Raw genomic sequence first — 21,539 nt, forward strand, 5'->3', positions numbered from 1 at the left:
ACGGTCCGGTCGCCCCGCGTCATGCGGCCGCTCCTCCACCTCGACAGACGCGCGCGATAGGGTGCCACACATGAAGCTCGAGCTCCGCGGGATCACGAAACGATTCGGCAGTCTCGTCGCCAACGACCACATCGATCTCACGGTCGAGCCTGGCCAGATCCATGCCCTCCTCGGGGAGAACGGCGCGGGCAAGTCGACGCTGATGAACGTGCTCTACGGCCTCTACCAGGCCGACGAGGGCGAGATCCTGCTCGACGACGTGCCGCAGCGATTCCGCGGGCCGGGCGACGCGATGGCCGCCGGCATCGGCATGGTGCACCAGCACTTCATGCTGGTCCCGGTCTTCACCGTCGCCGAGAACGTCGCGCTCGGTCACGAGCGCACCGGCGCGCTCGGCCGCCTCGACCTGGACGCCGCGCGCGAGCAGGTGCGCACGGTCGCCGACCGGTTCGGATTCCACGTCGACCCGGACGCGCTCGTGGAGGACCTGCCCGTGGGCGTCCAGCAGCGGGTCGAGATCATCAAGGCGCTCTCGCGCGACGCGAAGGTGCTCGTGTTCGACGAGCCGACGGCCGTGCTCACGCCGCAGGAGACCGACGAGCTCATGGCCATGATGCGCCAGCTGCGCGACGAGGGCACGGGCATCGTCTTCATCACCCACAAGCTGCGCGAGGTGCGCGAGGTCGCCGACAAGATCACCGTCATCCGCCGCGGCAAGGTCGTGGGGGAGGCGTCGCCGCAGTCGACGAACGCCGAGCTCGCCTCGCTCATGGTGGGTCGCGCGGTCGAGCTGACCGTGCACAAGGAGCCGGCGGCCCCCGCCACGACCGGCGGGCTCGAGGTCCGCGGCCTTCGCGTCGTCTCGCCCACGGGCGCGGTGCTCGTGGACGACGTCGACTTCGAGGTGCGGCCCGGCGAGATCCTCGCCATCGCGGGCGTGCAGGGCAACGGCCAGACCGAGCTCACCGAGGCGCTCGTGGGGCTGCAGGACCGGGTCGCCGGCTCGATCACGCTCGACGGCCGCGAGCTCGTGGGGCAGAGCGTGCGCTCGATCCTCGAGGCGGGCGTCGGCTTCGTGCCCGAGGACCGCAAGATCGACGGCCTGGTCGGCGGCATGTCGATCGCCGAGAACCTCATCCTCGACCGGTCGAGCGCTCCCGAGTTCGTCAAGGCCGGCACGCTTCAGCGCGGAGCGCTGGATCGCTTCGCGCGCGAGCGGATCGACGAGTTCGACATCCGCGCCCAGGGCCCCCTCACGCCGGCCGGCACCCTGTCCGGCGGCAACCAGCAGAAGGTCGTCGTCGCGCGCGAGATGAGCCGTGAGCTCAGCCTGCTGCTCGCGGCCCAGCCCACGCGCGGCGTGGACGTCGGGTCGATCGAGTTCATCCACGCCCGGATCGTCGCCGCGCGCGACGCGGGCGTGCCCGTGATCGTCGTGTCGACCGAGCTCGACGAGGTCGTCGCGCTCGCCGACCGGATCGCCGTGATGTACCGGGGCAGGATCGTCGGCATCGTCCCCGCCGACACCCCGCGCGACGTGCTGGGCCTCATGATGGCCGGCGCACAGGAGACCGCAGCATGACCGAGACCACGCCCGCGCCCCAGGCGCCGCGGCCGCACACGGCCCCGGCGGCACCCCCGCCGCGGGGGAGCGTCCTCCTGCGCGAGATCCTGAGGGGGAGCATCGTCACCACGGTGCTCGCTCTCGTCGCGGCGTTCGTGGTCGGCGGCGTGCTGATCGCGTTCACCGACGAGGACGTGGCCGCCGCGTCCGGCTACTTCTTCGCGCGCCCGGCGGACACCCTCTCGGCGGCGTGGAACGCCGTGGTCGCCGGCTACGACGCGCTGTTCCGTGGCGCGATCTACAACACGCGCGCGGACGACTTCCTCACGGGCATCCGCTCCCTGACCAACACGCTCGGCGCCGCCGCACCGCTGATCGCGGCCGGCCTCGGCGTCGCGGTCGCGTTCCGGGTCGGGCTGTTCAACATCGGCGCGCAGGGCCAGATCGTCTTCGGCGCCGCCTTCACCGCGCTGCTGACGTTCCAGCTCGATCTGCCGGCCGCCCTCCAGCTGCCGGTGACGCTCGCGGGCGGCCTGATCGGAGGCGCCATCTGGGCCGGCATCGCGGGCCTGCTGAAGGCCCGCACCGGCGCGCACGAGGTGATCCTCACGATCATGCTCAACTACGTCGGCGTGCTCCTGGTCGAGTGGATGGTCAGCACGCAGGGCGTCCTGCAGAAGGCCGGCACGACCCAGCCGATCACCGAGGCGACGCCGGCCGGCGCGGTCTTCCCCGACCTGCTCGGCCCGCGCTTCCCGAACCTGGACCTCGGCTTCCTGATCGTGGTGCTCGCCACCGTGTTCGTCTGGTGGCTGCTCGAGCACTCGGCGCTGGGGCTGCGGATGCGCGCCGTGGGCGAGAATCCGAGCGCCGCCCGCACCGCCGGCATCTCGGTGCCGCGCGTGTACGTCTACGCGATGCTGTTCGCGGGCGCGCTCGCGGGCCTCGCCGGCATGAACCAGATCCAGGGCGCGGTCACGACCGGCTTCAACTCCCACATCGACGCCGGCTTCGGCTTCGACGCCATCACGGTGGCGCTGCTCGGGCGCAGCCGCGCGTGGGGCACGTTCGCGGCGGGCCTGCTGTTCGGCGCGCTGAAGGCCGGCGCGTACCAGATGCAGGCGGCGGGCATCCCGATCGACTTCGTGCTGGTCGTGCAGGCGCTCGTCGTGCTGTTCGTCGCGGCCCCGCCGCTCGTGCGCACGATCTTCTTCCTGCCCAAGAGCGAGGCCGAGAAGAGCGCCAGGGCCAGGGCCAAGGCGGCGCGGAAGGCGGTGGCCTGATGACCACGACGGCGACCCTCGACCCGGAGGCCCCGGTCGTCCACCCCACGGTGCGGGTGCGTCACCCCAAGCCGGCGATCACGCTCGCGGTGGTGACCGTGCTGCTCGGCGCGCTGTTCCTGCTGGCGGGCCGAGACGGCGTCACGCGCTTCGGCCTGGGCGGGGGAGAGGCGCTCTCGCTCGGCGAGGTCTCGGTGCCCACGGCGCCGGCCGTGCTCACGAGCCTCGTGCTGCTCGCGGCCCTCACCGCGGTCGCGGTGTGGGACGTCTGGGCCTACCGGCGCACGCGCCTGTGGCTCACGCTCGCGTTCGGGCTGATCGCGCTGTTCGCGTTCCTGACCTGGTCCGGCGCCGGCGGCCTCGTGCCCGTCGTCAACCTGTTCGGCGGCGCGCTGTCCATCTCGGTGCCGATCGTGTTCGGCGCGCTGGGCGGCGTCATCGGCGAACGCGTGGGCGTGGTCAACGTGGCGATCGAGGGACAGCTGCTCCTCGGCGCGTTCTCCGCGGCCATCCTGGGCAGCGTCACCGGCAGCCCGTACGTCGGCCTGATCGGCGCCATGATCGGCGGCGTGCTGGTCGCGCTCGTGCTGGCGGCGTTCTCGATCAAGTACCTGGTCGATCAGGTGATCGTCGGCGTCGTGCTCAACGTGCTGGTCACGGGCCTCACGGGCTTCCTCTACGGCATCCTCCTCGTGCCCAACGAGCTCGTGCTCAACCGCCCCGCGACCTTCCCGCGCCTGCCGATCCCGGGCCTCGTGGAGATCCCGGTGCTCGGGCCCGTGCTGTTCAACCAGCCGTTCATCGTCTACCTGATGTACGCGACGGTCGCGCTCGTCGCCTGGGGTCTCTACCGCACCCGCTGGGGCCTGCGCCTGCGCGCGGTCGGCGAGCACCCGCAGGCCGCCGACACGGTCGGCATCAAGGTCAACCCCACGCGCTTCTGGAACGTGTGCCTCGCGGGCGTGATCGCGGGCGCGGGCGGCGCGTACTTCACGCTCGTGTCGGTGCCGCAGTTCGGCGAGGGCATGACGGCCGGCCTCGGCTTCATCGCGCTCGCGGCGGTCATCTTCGGTCGCTGGGACCCGATCCGCGCGGCCCTCGCGGCGCTGCTCTTCGGCTTCGCGACCAACCTCCAGAACCTGCTCACCGTGCTGGGATCGCCGATCCCCGGCCAGTTCATGCAGATGCTGCCCTACGTCGTCACGATCCTCGCGGTCGCGGGCTTCGTCGGGCAGTCGCGCGGGCCGGCCGCCGCGGGCAAGCCGTACATCAAGGGATGAGATGAGCGACGATCAGTTCCCCTCCGGGGACATCGACTGGGACGAGCTGCGCGCCGTCGCCACCGAGGCCATGGAGCACGCGTACGCGCCGTACTCGCGCTACAAGGTCGGGGCCGCGGCCCTCGTGTCGGACGGGCGCATCGTGTCGGGATGCAACGTCGAGAACGCCGCCTACGGCGTGGTGCTGTGCGCTGAGTGCGGTCTCGTGTCCGACCTGCACCGCACCGGCGGCGGCAAGCTCATCGCGTTCGTGTGCGTGGACGCCCACGGCGCCACGATCATGCCGTGCGGCCGCTGCCGGCAGCTGCTCTCCGAGCATGCCGTCACCGGAATGCTTCTGGAGACGGTGTCCGGCATCCGCACGATCGACGAGGTGCTGCCCGACGCGTTCGGGCCCCGCGACCTCGAGGAGGCGAGCCGATGAGCGCGACCGAGAACGGCGCCGTCGAGCCCTTCGACGCGGTCGACGTCATCCGCGCGAAGCGCGACGGCGGGCGGGTCCCGGAGGACGCGCTGCGCTGGATGATCGACGCCTACACGCGCGACTACGTCGCCGACGCGCAGATGGCGGCCTTCGCGATGGCGGTGCTGCTCAACGGCATGGACCGCGACGAGATCCGCGTGATGACCGACGCGATGATCGCGTCGGGGGAGCGGATGAGCTTCGCGGGCCTCGGCAAGCCCACGGCCGACAAGCACTCGACCGGCGGCGTCGGGGACAAGATCACGCTGCCGCTCGCACCGCTGGTCGCCGCGTTCGGCGTCGCGGTGCCGCAGCTGTCCGGACGCGGCCTCGGTCACACGGGCGGCACGCTCGACAAGCTCGAGTCGATCCCCGGCTGGCGCGCGGCGCTGTCGAACGACGAGATGACCGCGCAGCTGCGCGACGTCGGCGCCGTGATCTGCGCGGCCGGGTCGGGGCTGGCGCCCGCCGACAAGCGCCTCTACGCGCTGCGCGACGTCACCGGCACGGTCGAGGCCATCCCGCTCATCGCCTCGAGCATCATGTCGAAGAAGATCGCCGAGGGTACGGATGCGCTCGTGCTCGACGTCAAGTTCGGCTCGGGCGCCTTCATGAAGGACTTCGACCGGGCGCGCGAGCTCGCGCGGACGATGGTCGAGCTGGGCACGGACTCCGGCGTGCGCACAACCGCGCTGCTCACGGACATGGACACTCCGCTCGGCCTCGCGATCGGCAACGCCAACGAGGTCCGCGAGTCGGTCGAGGTGCTCGCCGGCGGCGGTCCCGCGGACGTCGTGGAGCTCACGGTCGCGCTCGCCCGGGAGATGCTCGCGCTCGCGGGGCAACCCGACGCGGACGTCGAGGCCGCGCTGCGCGACGGCCGGGCCATGGACGCCTGGCGCCGGATGATCGAGGCCCAGGGCGGCGACCCGGACGCGCCCCTTCCCGTCCCGGCCGAGACGCACGTCGTCACGGCCCCGCGCGACGGCTATGTCACCCGCATGGACGCCTACGGCTTCGGCGTGGCCGCCTGGCGTCTCGGCGCCGGCCGCGCCCGCGCGGAGGACCCCGTGCTGCACGAGGCGGGCATCGACCTGCACGCCAAGCCCGGCGACCGCGTCGCCGCGGGCCAGCCGCTCTTCACGATCGGCGGACCCGACGACAGCCGCTTCGCCCGCGCGCTCGAGGTGCTCGAGGGGGCGTGGGAGATCGGCGACGCCGAGCCCGACAGGTCCCCGCTCGTGCGCGAGCGCATCACCGCGTCCTGACCCTCCGTCCGCCACCGGCATCACCGTCCTCGAGGAGCACCCCATGATCGATCCGTTCGGCGACGCCCGCGTGGAGGGTGTGTCGATCCGCAGTCTGCCCAAGGTGTCGCTGCACGACCACCTCGACGGCGGCCTGCGGCCCGACACGATCGTGGAGCTCGCGGACGCCGCCGGCGTCGACCTGCCCGAGACCGACCCGGCCCGCCTGGCATCGTGGTTCGCGCGGCAGAGCGATTCCGGGTCGCTCGAGAAGTACCTCGAGACCTTCGCGGTCACCACGGCCGTCATGCAGACCCGCGACGGCCTCACGCGCGTCGCCCGCGAGTTCGTCGAGGACCTCGCCGCGGACGGCGTGATCTACGGCGAGGTGCGCTGGGCGCCCGAGCAGCACCTCGCGGGCGGCCTCACGCTCGAGGAGGCGGTCGAGGCCGTGCAGGAGGGGATCGAGCAGGGCGAGGACGCCGCGGACGACGCCGGACGCAGCATCCGGGTCGGGCAGCTGCTCACCGCCATGCGGCAGAACGCCCGCTCGGCCGACATCGCCCGGCTCGCGGTGGACTTCCGCGACGAGGGCGTGGTCGGCTTCGACCTGGCCGGACCGGAGGACGGGTTCCCCGCCTCGGGGCACCGCGAGGCGATCGACATCGTCGCCCACGCGTTCCTGCCCACCACGATCCATGCGGGCGAGGGGGCGGGGCTCGACTCGATCCGTTCCGCGCTGATCGACGGGCGCGCGTTGCGGCTCGGTCACGGCGTGCGCCTGGCCGAGGATCTCGAGGTCGTCAGCCGCGAAGGCGAGGAGGTGCGGGTGCGCTTCGGCGACCTCGCGCGGTGGGTGCGGGACCGCGAGATCCCCCTCGAGCTGTCGCCCTCGTCGAACCTCCAGACGGGCGCGGTCGCGGCCTGGGGCAAGACGCTCGAGGACCACCCGTTCGACCTGCTCTACCAGCTCGGGTTCGCGGTCACGGTCAACACCGACAACCGCCTGATGAGCCGCACCTCGCTGACCCGGGAGCTGGCCCAGCTCGTCGCCGTGTTCGGCTACGGGCTCGACGACCTCGAGACCTTCCAGCTGAACGCGGCGGCCGGCGCGTTCCTACCCGTCGAGGACCGCGAGGAGCTCATCGAGCTCATCGGCGAGGGCTTCGGGTCCTGATCCTCACGCACCTCCCGCGGGATCGCGTCAAGGGGCGGCTGTCGCTGCGGACTTACTGACCGATCGATCGGTCACATTATGCTGGCCCTCCAGGGCTGTCGTGGTGTAGCGTCGCATCCGAATCGCCCGATTCCGTATGTGAACGTAGCGTTCCATATCCGAACAAGCGTTCCCCCCCCGACCCCGGCGCGACGATGCGCCGGAGAATCTCGACCGAAGGAGGTCCTGATGTCTGCCCCAGACGCGTCCGGTCCGCTCACGCCGACCGGCACCATCTCCAGCTCCACCGACCGCCGCCGCGTGGCGTTCGCCACGGTCGTCGGCACCACCGTCGAGTGGTACGACTTCTTCATCTACGCGTTCGCCGCCGGTGTCGTGTTCGAGACGCTGTTCTTCGCGCCGTGGAAGGAGCTGTTCCCCGGCAGCGCCGCGATCATCTCGTTCGCCACCGTGGGCATCAGCTTCCTGTTCCGCCCGCTGGGCGCCTTCCTCGCCGGGCACTACGGCGACAAGTTCGGACGCCGTCCGGTCCTGATCGCGACCCTCGTGCTGATGGGTGCCGCCACGACGTTGATCGGCGTGCTTCCGACGTATGCGATGGCGGGCGTCATCGCGCCGATCATCCTCATCCTGCTCCGCATCCTGCAGGGCATCTCGGCGGGAGGCGAGTGGGGCGGCGCTGTCCTGATGGCCGTCGAGCACGCGCCCAAGCACCGCCGCGGCCTGATGGGCGCGATGCCGCAGATCGGCGTGCCCATCGGCCTCCTGCTCGCGAGCGGCATGAACCAGCTGATGACGCTCTTCTTCCCGGGTGACTCGTTCTTCGACTGGGGCTGGCGCATCCCGTTCCTGTTCAGCTTCGTGCTGATCCTCGTGGGCCACTACGTGCGTCGCCGCGTCGAGGAGAGCCCGGTGTTCCAGGAGATCGCCGAGCGCAAGGAGCAGGCGCGCGCCCCGATCAGCCTGCTGTTCCGTCGCTTCGCACCCCTGGTGATCCTGTGCGCGTTCGTGTTCGCGGCGAACAACGCCGTCGGCTACATGACGACGGGCGGCTTCATCCAGCGCTACGCGTCGAACCCCGAGGGTCCCGTCGGGCTGCCGCTGGGCGAGGTGCTCGGCGCCGTGACGCTGTCGTCGGTGACCTGGCTTATCGCGACCTTCATCGGCGGCTGGCTGAGCGACAAGATCGGCCGCAAGGTCACCTACACGATGGGCTGGATCTGGCTCGGCGTCGCGGTGCTGCTGGTGTTCCCGCTCGTGAACTCGGGCAGCGTGGCCCTGCTCGCGCTCGGCCTGATCCTGCTGACGATCGGCCTCGGCTTCTCGTACGGCCCGCAGTCGGCGTGGTACTCAGAGCTGTTCCCGGCCTCTGTCCGCTTCTCGGGCGTGTCGATCTCGTACGCGATCGGCGCCATCATCGGCGGCGCGTTCGCCCCGACCATCGCGCAGGCGATCGTGGCGGGCACCGGCTCGACCGACGGCGTGACGCTGTACCTGTTCCTCATGGTGGCGGCGAGCCTGACCGCGACCCTGCTGCTGCGCGACCGGCGCGGTCTTCCGCTCGGTCCCGAGCACGAGGACGAGCAGGCGCACGGCATGTACGTCTGGCACAAGCGCTGACGCAGCCCCGCGTCGACGTGAAGAGGCCGCCCCGGATCCGTCCGGGGCGGCCTCTCCGTCTCTGTGCTGTCAGGAGTTCACGCGGATGACCTCGTGCTGGTACGGCGCGATCACGTCACCCGAGATGCGCAGGTCGAGCAGCAGGAACGGGCGGGTGGCGACCGGCTCCGCGGCCCAGGTCGCGAGACGCTCGAGGTCGGCGAGGCGCTCCACCACGACCCCCTCGGCGCCGGCCGCGCGGCCGAGCGCCGCGAAGTCGACCTGAGGGATGCGCATCGGGCCCTCGTGCAGGCCCTTCAGGCCATAGAGGTTCACCTCGGCGCTGTAGGCCGCGTCGTTCCAGACCACGGCGATGCCGCGGCCGCGCGCGGCCCGCACCGCGGTCTCGAGGTCGGCCAGCGCCATCAGGCCCCCGCCGTCACCCGTGGTGAGCACCACGGTCGCCTCGGGGTCGGCCTGCACCGCGCCGGCCACGCTGGGCCAGCCCAGGCCGATCGACTGGAACGCCGTGCCGACCATCACCATCCGGCCCGGCGAGGCGACGTCCCAGAACATGTTCGCCCACGCGATGAAGTGACCGCCGTCGCTCACCACGATCCGGTCGGCCGGGAGCAGCTCGCCGATGCGGGCCGCCGCCGCGCGGGGATCGAGCCGGCCGTCGGGTGCGAACCCGCCCTCGACGACCTGGCGCCGCAGCGGAGCGGCGTCGACGGAATCGCGCCACGATCCGCGGGCCGTGCGGAGCCGGGCGACGTCGTCCGCCAGGAGCTCTGCCACGGCCCGGGCGTCGCCCCGGATGTACTCGCCCACGCGCGGGTGCGTCGCGGTCGGCGCGATGTCGACCTGGATGAGCCGGGCCTCGGGCGTGAGCAGCTCGCCGAAGCGCATCGTGAACGGGCTCAGGCTGGCCCCGATCGCCACGACCACGTCGGCGCCGTGGATCAGATCCATCGCGCCAGGCGCGCCGAAGCCGCCGGTGACGCCGAGGTCGTGCTCGCCGTCCGGGAACACGCCGCGGCCAAGGGCGGTGGTCGCGGTCACGGCCCCGGCGGCGGCCGCGAGCCGACCGAGCGCGTCGGTGGCGCCCGCGAGCCAGGCGCCGCGTCCGGCGAGCAGCACGGGGCGCTCGGCGCCCGCGAGGGCCTCGGCGGCGCGGGTGATCGCGGCGCGCGCGTCCGCCGACGGCATCACGGGGCCGGGGAGGCGCGGCTCGGGCAGGGGCGGGATGGGGCCCGCGTCGAGCGTGGGGGTGTCGTAGGGGAGGGCGATCACGACCGGGGTGCGGTTGGCCAGCGCGTGCTCGATGGCGATCACCGTGGTCGCGGCCGCGTCGAGGCGGCCGACGGTATACGTGCGCACGCCGACGGCCGACGCGAGCGCGATCTGGTCGACGTCCCACGGGCGAGGGCCGTGCGTCGGCTGGTCTCCGACCACGAGCACGAGCGGGATGCGCGCCTGTGCCGACTCGGCGAGCGCGGTGAGCGTGTTGGTGAATCCCGCGCCGTACGTGGTCGTGGCGGCGGCGATCCGGCCCGAGACGCGGAAGTGCGCGTCGGCGGCGACGACCGCGCCGACCTCGTGACGCACGGCGGTGAAGGCGGCGCCGGTGTCGCGCAGCAGCGCGTCCAGCAGGTGGGCGTTGCCGTTGCCCATCAGGCCGAAGACCTGATCGATGTGGCGCGAGAGCGCGGCGGCGACGTGTGCGGAGACGGTGGGCATGGCGAAGGCCTTTCGAGACGACGGTGTCTGAGAGAGACGGGTGGACTGCGGATTCCCGTATGTGTCTCGCCGTCGGCTTCGTGCCCCTTTTTCGAGCACCGGTCCTGGCGTGCGGCCAGTCCGGACGGTCACGATCCTAACCGGTTGCGCGGCACGCGTGTGCTCCGTAGAATCACCGTGATCGATAAGCGAACGCGCCGTTCGATTATCGAACGCCGAAGGCGGCGAGTCCGGCTCCACGACGACGCGGGGCCTCGAGAGGCAGGAGAGTCCGTGCAGTTCCACCACCATGGCTACGTGTCGGGAGACCCGCGGGTGCAGCCCGCCGAGGGCATCGGCCTGGATCGCGCTCCCGAGCTTCCCGACGAGATGGACGTGCTGATCGTCGGCGCCGGCCCGGCCGGCATGATCGCGGCCGCGCAGCTGGCCCAGTTCGGCGGCATCTCGACCCGCCTCATCGATCGCCGTCCAGGGCGGCTCGCGGTGGGTCAGGCCGACGGCATCCAGGCCCGCAGCGTCGAGACCTTCCAGGCGTTCGGCTTCGCCGACCGGATCACGGAGGAGGCCTATCGGATCACGGAGATGTGCTTCTGGAAGCCGGATCCCGAGAACCCGGAGAACATCGTGCGCGCGGCACGCACGCCCGACGACCCGCACGGCATGAGCGAGTTCCCGCACCTGATCGTCAACCAGGCGCGGGTCCTGGACTACTTCGCCGAGTATGCGCGCAATGCGCCGGGGCGCCTCGAGCCGGACTGGGGCTGGGAGTTCGTCGCGCTCCGCGTCGACGAGGACGGCGAGCACCCCGTCGAGGTGACCCTCCGCCGCGCCGAGGGCGCCGGCTCTTCGGCCGGCGTCGCCGAGGGCGAGGAGCGCACGGTGCGTGCGAAGTACGTGGTCGGCGCCGACAGCGCGCGCAGCCGCGTGCGCGAGTCGATCGGGCGCAAGCTGGTCGGCGACCAGGCGTTCCACGCCTGGGGCGTCATGGACGTGCTCGCCGAGACCGACTTCCCCGACATCCGCACCAAGTGCGCGATCCAGTCGCACGACGGCGGCAGCATTCTGCACATCCCGCGCGAGGGGAACCACCTGTTCCGGATGTACGTCGACCTCGGCGAGGTGCCCCACGACGACAACGGGCGGGTCCGCCAGACCTCCCAGGAGGAGGTCGAGGCCCGCGCCAACCGCATCCTGCACCCCTACACGCTCACCGTGAAGAACGTCGCGTGGCGCAGCGTGTACGAGGTCGGCCACCGCGTGACCGACAAGTTCGACGACGTGCCGGTCGGCGAGGACGGCGCCCGCACGCCGCGCGTCTTCATCGCCGGCGACGCGTGCCACACGCACTCCGCCAAGGCCGGCCAGGGCATGAACGTCTCGATGCAGGACGGGTGGAACATCGCCTGGAAGCTGGCGCACGTGCTCGAGGGCCGCGCGCCCGAGTCGCTGCTGGACACCTACTCGGCCGAGCGCCAGCAGGTCGCCGTGAACCTGATCGAGTTCGACAAGAAGTGGTCGACGCTCATGGCGGCCAAGCCCGAGGAGATGGAGGATCCGTCGGCGCTCGAGGACTTCTACATGAAGACCATCGAGTTCCCGGCCGGCTTCATGACCCAGTACGAGCCGTCGATGATCATCGACGGCGCGGCGCGCCAGGAGCTGGCGACCGGGTTCCCCGTCGGCAAGCGCTTCAAGTCGAACCCTGTCGTGCGCGTCTGCGACGCCAACCCCAAGCATCTCGGCCATCATCACCGCGCGGACGGCCGCTGGCGCATCTACGTGTTCGCCGACGCCGCCGCGGCCGGCGAGCCCTCGAAGACGACCGAGCTCGCGGAATGGCTGGCCTCGGCGCCGGATTCCCCCGTCGTCGCCTACACGCCGGAGGGCGCGGACGTCGACGCCTGGTTCGACGTCAAGGTGATCTACCAGCAGGACCACCCGCGGGTCGAGATGGACCGCGTCCCCGCGATCTTCCTGCCGAAGGTGGGGCCGTTCCAGGTCGTCGACTACGAGAAGGTCTACGCGGCCGATCCGGCCGACGACATCTTCGAGGCGCGCGGCATCAGCCGCGACGGCGCGATCGTGGTCGTCCGCCCGGACCACTACGTGGCCGACGTGCTTCCCCTCGACGCCACCGACGCGCTCGCGGCGTTCTTCGCGGGCGTGTTCGTGCCGCAGCGCGCGACCGTCTGATCGCGCCTCCCGGCGCCTCCGCTCCATCGAGGGGAGGCGCCGGGCTCAGGCGCCGAGGGCGCGCGCGATGCCTGCCGCGGCGGCGTGCAGCCGTTCGGCGATCTCCGGCTCGGGCCGGGGCAGCGAGACGTGGATCGCCGCGACGGCCGCCAGCGGCTGGCCCGGCAGCACGAGCGGCACGGCGACCGACCACAGCGACGCCACGACCTCGTCGTGGCTGGTGGCGTAGCCGCGCTCGCGGCTGAGCTCGATCTCGGCGCGCAGCTGCGCCGGCGCGTCCGGCGGCCACGCGGTGTCCGCGAGCTCCATCAACAGCGCCTTGCCTGGCGCCCCGCGCGTGATCGGATGCCGGTGGCCGGGCTGGTACGACACCGCCACCGTGCGGCGCGGGGGAGTGCTCACGACCGTGATGCCCTCGTCCGACTCGAGCAGCACCAGCAGGCAGGTCATGCCGAGGTCGTCGGCCGCCTCGGCGAGCTCGGGGAGCGCGGCCTGCTGCAGATCGCGCGACACGCTGGCGGCGAGCGCCGCGAGGCCGGCGCCCAGCGACACCAGCCCGGAGCCGCCGCGGGACACGAGGCCGTGGTCCTCGAGCGTGCGCAGCAGCCGGTAGGCGACCGATCGATGGACCCCGAGCGACGCCGCGAGCTCGTCGATCGACATGGCCCGATCCGCGGCCGCGAGCACCTCGAGCAGCCGGATGCCCCGGCTCAGGGTCTGGGAGCCGGCCTGCGCGCCCGCGCGCGCAGCGGGACGGGCTGTGTCGACGGCGACGGTCTCGGATGTCTCGCTCACGCGACCGATCCTAGCCGCCGCGTTCGATTATCGAACCGGAGATTCGACTATTTTCTCGGACCCGCGGAGACGGACGGACCCCACGGGATCCGGTGTCGCCACCGAGGTCCCGCGGGGTCCTGCGCCCCTGATCAGCGCTGCGCCGACTGCGCCTCCGCGACCACGGCCGCGAGCCGTGCGAACAGCGGGTGCTCGGGCTCGAGCTCCGTCACGTGCGCGGTGAATGCGTTCGGATCGAGCTCGGTCAGGAGGCGGCGGAGCTCGACCGACTGCTCGTCCTCGGGGTCGTCGAAGACGAGGGCGGCGCCCATGGCGGCCAGCAGGCCGTCCACCGGGAGCCCCCGCTCGACCGCCTCCGCCGCCGGGCCCACGAACCGCTCGTGGCGCGACAGCTTGCGCAGCGGCTGGCGGCCGACACGCCGCACCGTGTCGGGCAGGGCCGGGTTGCGGAAGCGGTCGAGGATCGTGGCGCGGTACTCGGCGAGCTCCGCGGGGTCGAAGCCGTGCTTGGCGACCAGGATCCCCGAGGTCTCCTCGAGCGCCCGGGCCACGCCCGCCGCCACGGTCTCGTCCGCGAGCGCGTCCGAGATCTTCTCGAGCCCCGCGCGCGCTCCCAGGTAGGCGGCGGTCGCGTGGCCCGTGTTGACCGTGAACAGCTTGCGCTCGATGTAGGGCGCCAGGTCGTCGACGAAGTGCGCGCCCGGGATGGACGGGGGAGCGTCGCCGAACGGGTGACGCTCGATCGCCCACTCGTAGAACGGCTCGACGGTCACGTCGATGCCCTGTCCCTCGGGCTGGCCCGGGACGATCCGGTCGACGGCCGTGTTCGCGAACACGGCGCGGCCGGCGAGCGCGTCCCATGCCTCGCCCGCGGCCTCCTGCATGTGCGCGCGCAGCGTGTCGGTCGCGCCGATCGCGTTCTCGCACGCCATGACCTGCAGGGGAGCGGCGTCGGGCTCGCGCAGCGCGAGGCCAGCGACGATGTGCGGCGCGATGAAGCGCAGCACGGTCGGCCCGACGGCGGTGGTGACGACGTCCGCCGTCGCCACCTCCGCCGCCACGCCGTCGGGGTCCGCGGCGCTGTCGATCGCGCGGAACCCGGTGACCACGCGATCCCGGCCGCCCTCGCCGACCTCGTGCACGGTGTACTCGTCGGCGGCGTTGATCGCATCGACCAGCGCGGTCGCCACGTCCGAGAACACCACCTCGTACCCGCCCTCGTGGAGCAGGAGCCCCACGAATCCGCGTCCGATGTTGCCCGCGCCGAAGTGAACGGCCTTCGCCATGCGATCAGTCCTCGTTCACCGTCTTGAAGAGCTCGTAGAGCTCCTCGGGGGTCTTCGCCGCCTTGAGCCGGGCGACCTGCTCGTCGTCCGAGAACAGCATCGCGACGTTCTGCAGGAGGCCCAGGTGCTCGTCGCCCTTGCCGGCGATGCCGACCACGAAGCGCACCTCGTCGCCGTCCCAGTCCACGCCGCCGTCGTAGCGGATGACCGTCAGGGCCGAGGCCAGGACCGCGTCCTTCGCGTCGTTGGTGCCGTGCGGGATCGCGAGCTCGTTGCCCATGTAGGTCGACACGGTCTGCTCGCGGGCGAGCATCGCGTCGTGGTACGCGCTCGTGACGGCGCCCGTCTGCTGCAGCAGGTCGGCGGCCTCGCGGATCGCCTCCTCACGCGAGACGGAGCCCTCGTGGATGCGCACGTTGCCGAGGCTCAGCACGCCCTCGTCGGGGCGGGCGGGGTCCTCGGGGAGCGGCTCCTCCTCGGCGGCCGCCGCGGCCGCACGGGCCTCGGCGCGCGTGGCGGGGGCGGGCGCGGTGCCGGCGACCCCGTCGGGCGCGGCCGGGACGGTCACGGCCACCGGGTGCTCGGCCTTGACCTCGGCGGTGGCGCGCTGCGTCAGCAGCAGCTCCACGATCTCGTCGTAGCGCGGCGAGTTCATGAAGTTGTCGACCGAGACGTGCACGGCGCCGGGCTCCCGCTGCTTCGCGCGGTCGGTCAGCTGCGCCTGCGTGACGACGAGATCGGCGTTGCCGTCGAGCGCCGCGATCGCCTTGTTGGTGACGGTGACGTCGTCCAGGCCGGCCGCCTTGAACTTGCTGCGCAGCACGCTGGCGCCCATGGCGGACGAGCCCATGCCGGCGTCGCACGCGAACACGACGCGCTGAACCGCGTGGGCCGGCGCGCTGAGTGCACCGGTCGAGGCGCCCGCCAGCCCGCTGAGCGCGGCCGACGACTTGCCCTTGTTGGCCTGCGTCTGCGCCACGGCCGCGGCGAACTTGTCGCCGCCCGCGGCCTCCGCCGCGAGGTCGCGACGGCGGCTGGCCAGCAGGAACGCCGCGGTCACGAGGAACGTGACGGCGGCCGAGAGCACCACGGCCAGGATGACGCCGAGGTGGCTGCCCGGCGCGGTCTGGATCAGGATCGCGAAGATCGAGCCGGGGGACGCCGGGGCGACGAGACCCGAGCCGAACAGCACGTTCGTCAGCACGCCCGTGGCGCCGCCCGCGATGAGGCCCAGGATCAGGACCGGCTTGGCGAGCACGTAGGGGAAGTACACCTCGTGGATGCCGCCCAGGAACTGGATGATCCACGCGCCGGGCGCGGTGGCGCGCGCGGCGCCCACGCCGAACACCGTGATCGCGAGCAGCAGGCCCGCACCGGGTCCGGGGTTGGCCTCGACCATGAAGAGCAGGCTGCGGCCGAACTCCTGCGACTGCTCGGTGCCGATCGGAGTGAACACACCGTGGTTGATCGCGTTGTTGAGGAACAGCACCTTGGCGGGCTCGACGATGATGCTCGCGAGGGGGATGAGCCCGGTGTCGACGAGCCATCCGACCGCGTTTCCGAGGATCTCCGTGAGCCACTTCATGACCGGCGCAAGCCAGAAGAACGAGGCGAGTGCGGCGAAGAAGCCGACGAAGCCGGCAGAGAAGTTGTTGACCAGCATCTCGAAGCCGGCCCGGATCTTGCCGTCCCACAGCTTCTCGATCTGCTTCAGGATCTCGGCCGTGAGCGGTCCCGCGATCATCGCGCCGAGGAACATGATCGTCCCCTGGGCCCCGATGATGACGCCCATCGCCGCCACGGCGCCGACCACGCCGCCGCGGTGGCCGTACACGACGTTGCCGCCCGTGAAGGCGATCAGCAGCGGCAGCAGGTAGGTGATGATCGGGCCGACGAGACCGAGGTACTCGGTGCCGTCGGACGCCGTGCCGCCGCCGAGGATGGCGGAGTCGGCCCAGCGCCAGGCCTCGACGGGTCCCTCGCTGCCCATCCATCCGCTCGGGATGAACAGGGCCGTGATGAGACCCCAGGCGATGAACGCGGCGATGTTCGGCATGATCATGCCGGAGAGGAACGTGCCGAACTTCTGCACGCCCACACGGAGTGCGCCCGGCGACGCCGCCGTGGCTGCTGTGTCGGTCATGGTGACTCGTCTTTCTTCGGGGGTTTCGGGTGATGCGGGTGGGGCGACGTCAGGCGCCGGCCGCGGCACGGGCCGCGGCGCGTGCGCCGGCCGCGTCGTCGGCGTCGAGCGCCGCCGCGGCGATGCGCCGCGCGTCGTCGAGCGTGTACCTGCCGAGCGAGTAGCGGACGTCGGCCAGGGCGGCCGGCGCCATCGACAGCGTCGTGGCGCCGAGGCCCACGAGCACGACCGCCAGCAGCGGATCGGCCGCGGCCTCGCCGCAGATGCCGACCGGCTTGCCGTGCTTCGCGCCGGCCTCGCCGACCTGCGCGATGAGCCGCAGCACCGCGGGGTGCCACGGATCCTGCAGCGTCGCGACCGAGCCGAGCAGGCGATCCGCCGCCATCGTGTACTGCGTCAGGTCGTTCGTGCCGATCGACGCGAAGTCGGTGTGGGCGAGCGCGCGGTCGGCCATGAGCGCGATCGACGGCACCTCGACCATCACACCCGCGGTCTTCAGCCCCAGCTCGCGCGCGAGCCCGGTGAAGTACACGGCCTCCTCGACCGTGCCCACCATGGGGGCCATGACCCACAGGTCGGCGTCGGTCTCGGCGTCGGCCTGCGCGAGCGCGGTGAGCTGATCGCGCAGGATCTGCTCGTTCGCGCGCAGGGCGCGGATGCCGCGCAGGCCCAGGGCCGGGTTCTCCTCCTCGGCGTCGTTGAGGAACGGCAGCGGCTTGTCCGCGCCGGCGTCCAGAACGCGCACGACGACCTTCCTGCCCGCGAACGCGGTCAGCAGCGCGGCGTACTCGGCGCGCTGCGCCTCGACGCTCGGCGCCTCCTTCGAGCTCAGGAACAGGAACTCCGTGCGGAACAGGCCCACGCCCTCCGCGCCGAGCTCGAGCGCCTCGGCCGCGCCCTTGGGCGATCCGAGGTTGGCGAGCAGCGGCACCGCGGTGCCGTCGGCCAGCGCGCCGGGCGTGCACGGAGCGGCCTCCACCGCGGCGCGCTCGTCGACCCGGCGCTGCGCGTCGGCCAGCTGCTCCGCGGTCGGCGACGTGACGACGGCGCCGGCGGCGGCGTCGACGATCACGGTGTCGCCGTCCGCGAGCGACGCGGCGCCGGCGGCGCCCACGACCGCGACGATGCCCTTCTCACGCGCGAGGATCGCGGTGTGCGAGGTGGGGCCGCCCTCGGTCGTCACGAGCGCGAGCACGCGGTTCGGCGAAGCGGGGTCGAGGTCCAGCAGCGCGGTGTCGGCGGGGGCGAGGTCCTGCGCCACCAGCACGAACGGGTGCCCGGGCGCGGGGACGCCGGGGGCCGGCTCGCCGCGCAGGTGGGCGATCGCGCGGGCCGCGACGTCGTCGAGGTCGGCCGCGCGCTCGCCGAGGTAACCGCCGACCGCCTCGAGCGTGGCGCGGAACTCCGCGAACGCGTCGTGCACGGCCCACTCCGCGGTCTTGCCGGCCGCGATGCGGGCGTCGACGGCCTCCTCCAGTGTGGGGTCCTCGGCCATCATCGCCTGCGCCTCGAGCACGTCGCGGGCGATGCCCTCCGTCGTCTCGGCGCGGCGTGACAGCTCGGCCGCGACGGCGGCGACGGCCTCGCGAACGCGGGCGGTCTCCTCCTCGGGAGTGCGGTCGCTCGCGGCGTCCTTCGGCGCGGGGGCGCGCTCGGCCATGCGGGCCACGGGGCCCTGCGCGACGCCGAGCCCGATGCCGACGCCGGTGATCGTCTCGGCCATGACGCTCACTGCGCGTCGTAGTCGGTGGTGAGCAGCTCGGCCAGGCTGTCCAGGACGCCCTCGTCGCCCTCGCCCTCGGCCGTCAGGGTGACCTCGTCGCCCTGCTCGACGCCGAGCGCGATCACGCCCAGGATGCTGGCGGCGTTGACCGGCTTGCCGTCGCCCTTGGCGATCGTGACCGGGATCCCGGCGTCCTTCGCCGCCTGCGCGAACAGCTTCGCGGGGCGAGCGTGAAGCCCGTGCGACGATCCGATGCGAACGGTGCGAGTGGCCATGGTGATCCCTTCGTCAGGCGGTCTCCGCGGATGCGGAGTCGTGTCGGGGACCCCGCGCCGCGGGGTCCTGTTCGGCGACGGCACGCGCCAGCGCGAGCGCGCGGCTGCCGTCGAGGTCGGAGAAGATGTCGTCGGGGAGCAGCGCGACCGCCACGCCCCGGGGCGCGGCCAGCGCGCGGATGTCGTCGAGGGAGCGCTCGAGGTGCGGGCCGACGAGCACGACGTCGGCCGAGTCCAGGTCGATCGCGAGGGAGGGCTCTGCGCCCGCCAGGGCGGTGACGGGCAGCCCGGCATCGGCCGCGGCCTTGCGCAGCCGGAGGGCGACGAAGGTGCTGGAGGCACCGGCACCGCACACCACGAGGATCCTCATCGATCTGTCACTTTCCCTTCCGATCGATCCTGGCCCGGCGCCGAGGGGGCGGCAAGGAGGGTTCTTTCCGCCCGGGCGGAAGAAAGGCTCCGCCCCGACGTCGTCTGATTGACTTGCCGTGTGACGAGACGGCGGCAGGATCGGGTGCTCGGCATCCTGATGCGCCGCGGCGACTGGGTGACCGCGGCGACGCTCGCGGACCAGCTGGGCGTCACGCCGCGCAGCGTGCGCACGTATGTGACGGCCCTGAACGCGCGCGTCCCGGGCGGGGATGCGATCGAGTCGGGGCCCGCGGGGTACCGCGCCACGGCCTCGGCGGCCGCCGCGCTGCGCGCGGCTTCGGAGCCGGACGCCGGGACGCCGCGCGAGCGCCTGCACGCCCTGGTGCGCGCCCTGCTCGACGCGGGCGACGGCATCGACGTCTACGAGACGGCCGAGCGGATGCACGTGAGCGCCGCGACGCTCGAGGCCGACCTGGGGCGCGTCCGGGCGATGCTCGGCGGCGGCGAGGCGAGCGGCCTGTCGCTCGAGCGCTCGGGCCCGCGCGTGCGGCTCGCGGGCACCGAGCTCGCGCAGCGCCGCTTCGTGAGCAGACTGGCGCACGACGAGATGGAGGCCGGCGCGTTCGACCTCGACGCGCTGCGCCGCGCGGCCGACACCATGGCGATCCCGTCGGAGGCGCTCGGCGCGTTCAAGTCCGACCTCGTGGCGCGGCTGGGGGAGCAGGGCTTCTTCGTCAACGAGTTCTCGGCCGCCGACGTGGTGCTGCACGTCGCGATCGCGGCCGATCGCGTCGCGCAGGGCCGTGCGCTCGAGGCCGTCCACGGGGAGCCGGAGGAGGTGCGGGTCCGCATCGCAGACGCGATCGGCGCGCTCGCGCGCGAGCACTTCGGCGTCGACCTCGGCGAGGGCGATCGGCTGCACCTGGCGGCGCTGGTGCTCACCCGGATCGTGGTGCCGGGCTCGCGGGACGAGCCGGCCGTGGCGCCGGACCCGGCGATCGCGGCGGTCGTGCGCCGGGCGGTCGAGCACGCGGCCGACCGCTACCTGGTCGACATCGCGCACGACGACTTCGTGGAGCGCCTCTCGCTCCACGTGCAGAACCTCGTGCACCGTGCACGCGAGCAGGCGTGGTCGCGCAACCCGCTGACCCGCACGCTCAAGTCGGCGTACCCGATGATCTTCGACGTCGCCGTGTCGATCGCGAGCGAGCTGTCGGACGCTCTCGGCGTGCCGATCCGGGACGACGAGATCGCGTACATCGCCATGCACGTCGGCGGCCGCCTGGAGCGCAGCCGCCGGGCCGAGACGACGCTCACCGCCACGATCGTGTGCCCCGGGTACTACGAGCTGCACGAGCTGCTGCGCTCGAGCGTGGACCGCTCGCTCGGCCGCTCGATCGAGGTCACGGGGGTGGAGACGCGCGTCGACCCCGACTGGGATGCGATCGACACCGACCTCGTGCTCACGACGATCGAGCCGCCGCTCGCGGAGGGGCGCGCCCCGGCGGACCGGATCGTGCGCATCCAGCCCTTCCTCACCGACGCCGACGTGGAGCGCGTCGCGGCGGCGGCGAGCCGGGTCCGCCGCGCCCGCCGGCTGGGGCGGCTGCGGGCCGAGCTCGCGCGGTACTTCGCGCCGGGCGCCTTCCTCCGCGGCCTGGACGCCTCGCGCGGCGAGGAGGGCATGATCCGGGATCTCGGCGCGCTGCTCGTGGCGCAGGGCGTGATCGGCGAGGACTACGTCGAGAGCACGATCGAGCGGGAGCGGCTGTCGTCCACCGCGTTCGCCGAGACGCTCGCCGTGCCGCACGCGCTGAAGATGACCGCTTCGCGCACCGCCATCGCGATCGGGGTCAGCGAGCAGCCCGTGCCATGGGGCGACGCGCGCGTGCACGTCGTCGCGCTGGTCGCATTCAGCGAGGGCGACCGAGAGGCGTTCCAGACGGTCTTCGAGCAGTTCGTGGAGGTGTTCGGCGAGCCGGACAGCGCGCAGCGCATCGTACGCCGAGGTGTGGATCTGTCGTCGTTCCTCGACGAGCTCGCCGCCGTGATCGACGGCTAGCGCGGCGAGAGCAGCGCCTCGGCCTCGTCCAGCGTCGCCTCGGCGCCGGATCCGTCGGCCTCGAGCACCACCCAGTCGCCCGCGCCCAGTGCGAGGTCCATCACCGCCAGGACGCTCGCTGCGTCGACCGCGCGATCCCGGACGCGGATCCGCAGCCCGCCGTCCACGGCCTGCGCGAGCCGCGCCAGCTCGGCCGCCGGGCGCGCGTGCAGCCCGTGCGCCAGGCCGATCGTCACGCTCCGCTGCACCATGTCCTCAACCTACCCGCGCCCGTCGTCGCCGAACCCGCGCTCATCCGGCGAGCCCGCGGTCGATCAACCGCGGGCTCGGTGAAGCA

At 72.6% G+C, this 21,539-nt stretch carries 17 protein-coding genes; 9 read left to right on the forward strand and 8 right to left on the reverse strand.

All coding sequences use genetic code 11. From position 1 onward, the window contains the following. The first annotated feature begins 70 nt into the window (after positions 1–70). The 7 genes from B5M43_RS06455 (at position 71) to B5M43_RS06485 (ending at position 8,634) form a co-directional block, all read left to right on the forward strand. The gene (locus B5M43_RS06455; protein WP_055990422.1) at positions 71–1,582 is read left to right on the forward strand and encodes an ABC transporter ATP-binding protein; all 1,512 of its coding nucleotides are present in this window, start codon (positions 71–73) and stop codon (positions 1,580–1,582) included. Then, complete coding sequence (locus B5M43_RS06460; RefSeq protein ID WP_134745428.1) at positions 1,579–2,847, forward strand: ABC transporter permease; 1,269 nt, start codon at positions 1,579–1,581, stop codon at positions 2,845–2,847. Before B5M43_RS06455 ends, B5M43_RS06460 begins: the two co-directional genes overlap by 4 nt. After that, positions 2,847–4,127: an ABC transporter permease gene (locus B5M43_RS06465; RefSeq protein WP_055990419.1), complete on the forward strand. Its 1,281-nt coding sequence runs from the start codon at positions 2,847–2,849 to the stop codon at positions 4,125–4,127. Before B5M43_RS06460 ends, B5M43_RS06465 begins: the two co-directional genes overlap by 1 nt. A gap of 1 nt (position 4,128) precedes the next feature. Further along, positions 4,129–4,551 carry a cytidine deaminase gene (locus B5M43_RS06470; protein WP_134745427.1) on the forward strand — a complete coding sequence of 141 codons (423 nt, stop codon included), beginning with the start codon at positions 4,129–4,131 and terminating at the stop codon, positions 4,549–4,551. Next, positions 4,548–5,858 carry a thymidine phosphorylase gene (locus tag B5M43_RS06475; RefSeq protein WP_055990413.1) on the forward strand — a complete coding sequence of 437 codons (1,311 nt, stop codon included), beginning with the start codon at positions 4,548–4,550 and terminating at the stop codon, positions 5,856–5,858. Before B5M43_RS06470 ends, B5M43_RS06475 begins: the two co-directional genes overlap by 4 nt. Positions 5,859–5,901: 43 nt before the next feature. Then, positions 5,902–7,014 carry an adenosine deaminase gene (locus B5M43_RS06480; protein WP_134745426.1) on the forward strand — a complete coding sequence of 371 codons (1,113 nt, stop codon included), beginning with the start codon at positions 5,902–5,904 and terminating at the stop codon, positions 7,012–7,014. 228 nt (positions 7,015–7,242) lie between these two features. Beyond that, positions 7,243–8,634 (forward strand): MFS transporter, encoded by a 1,392-nt coding sequence (locus B5M43_RS06485; protein WP_055990407.1) that lies wholly within the window; start codon positions 7,243–7,245, stop codon positions 8,632–8,634. 69 nt (positions 8,635–8,703) lie between these two features. Here B5M43_RS06485 and B5M43_RS06490 read toward each other — a convergent pair whose 3' ends face one another. Further along, on the reverse strand, positions 8,704–10,353 hold the full coding sequence (locus tag B5M43_RS06490; protein WP_134745425.1) for a thiamine pyrophosphate-binding protein: 1,650 nt from the start codon (positions 10,351–10,353) through the stop codon (positions 8,704–8,706). Between the two features lie 273 nt (positions 10,354–10,626). On the opposite strand from B5M43_RS06490, the gene B5M43_RS06495 reads away from it, so the two are divergent. After that, complete coding sequence (locus tag B5M43_RS06495) at positions 10,627–12,546, forward strand: FAD-binding monooxygenase (protein ID WP_134745424.1); 1,920 nt, start codon at positions 10,627–10,629, stop codon at positions 12,544–12,546. 45 nt (positions 12,547–12,591) lie between these two features. On the opposite strand, the gene B5M43_RS06500 is transcribed toward B5M43_RS06495, so the two are convergent. The 6 genes from B5M43_RS06500 to B5M43_RS06525 all read right to left on the reverse strand — a co-directional run bounded on the left by B5M43_RS06500 (position 12,592) and on the right by B5M43_RS06525 (position 19,138). Further along, positions 12,592–13,341: an IclR family transcriptional regulator gene (locus tag B5M43_RS06500; protein ID WP_134745423.1), complete on the reverse strand. Its 750-nt coding sequence runs from the start codon at positions 13,339–13,341 to the stop codon at positions 12,592–12,594. A 131-nt stretch (positions 13,342–13,472) separates the two neighbouring features. Continuing rightward, positions 13,473–14,627, reverse strand: a complete 1,155-nt coding sequence (locus B5M43_RS06505) for a mannitol-1-phosphate 5-dehydrogenase (RefSeq protein ID WP_134745422.1) — start codon at positions 14,625–14,627, stop codon at positions 13,473–13,475. Between the two features lie 4 nt (positions 14,628–14,631). After that, the gene (locus B5M43_RS06510) at positions 14,632–16,770 is read right to left on the reverse strand and encodes a PTS sugar transporter subunit IIA (protein ID WP_167626758.1); all 2,139 of its coding nucleotides are present in this window, start codon (positions 16,768–16,770) and stop codon (positions 14,632–14,634) included. A gap of 49 nt (positions 16,771–16,819) precedes the next feature. Beyond that, the gene (gene ptsP / locus B5M43_RS06515) at positions 16,820–18,430 is read right to left on the reverse strand and encodes a phosphoenolpyruvate--protein phosphotransferase (protein WP_374198157.1); all 1,611 of its coding nucleotides are present in this window, start codon (positions 18,428–18,430) and stop codon (positions 16,820–16,822) included. 68 nt (positions 18,431–18,498) lie between these two features. Further along, positions 18,499–18,768 carry an HPr family phosphocarrier protein gene (locus tag B5M43_RS06520; protein ID WP_134745420.1) on the reverse strand — a complete coding sequence of 90 codons (270 nt, stop codon included), beginning with the start codon at positions 18,766–18,768 and terminating at the stop codon, positions 18,499–18,501. 13 nt (positions 18,769–18,781) lie between these two features. After that, entirely contained in the window at positions 18,782–19,138 is a 357-nt protein-coding gene (locus B5M43_RS06525) for a PTS sugar transporter subunit IIB (RefSeq protein WP_055990388.1), read from the reverse strand. A 159-nt stretch (positions 19,139–19,297) separates the two neighbouring features. Here B5M43_RS06525 and B5M43_RS06530 point away from each other — a divergent pair, with 159 nt between their 5' ends. Further along, on the forward strand, positions 19,298–21,202 hold the full coding sequence (locus B5M43_RS06530; protein ID WP_230667738.1) for a PRD domain-containing protein: 1,905 nt from the start codon (positions 19,298–19,300) through the stop codon (positions 21,200–21,202). Here B5M43_RS06530 and B5M43_RS06535 read toward each other — a convergent pair. Then, a complete protein-coding gene (locus B5M43_RS06535) occupies positions 21,199–21,453 on the reverse strand; it encodes an HPr family phosphocarrier protein (protein ID WP_134745418.1) in 255 nt (84 codons plus the stop codon). The two genes, B5M43_RS06530 and B5M43_RS06535, sit on opposite strands and share 4 nt — an antisense overlap. Positions 21,454–21,539: the final 86 nt, after the last annotated feature.

Origin of the sequence: Microbacterium sp. MEC084 (genome assembly GCF_004514465.2) — a bacterium.
In the GTDB taxonomy this organism is placed as follows: domain Bacteria; phylum Actinomycetota; class Actinomycetes; order Actinomycetales; family Microbacteriaceae; genus Microbacterium.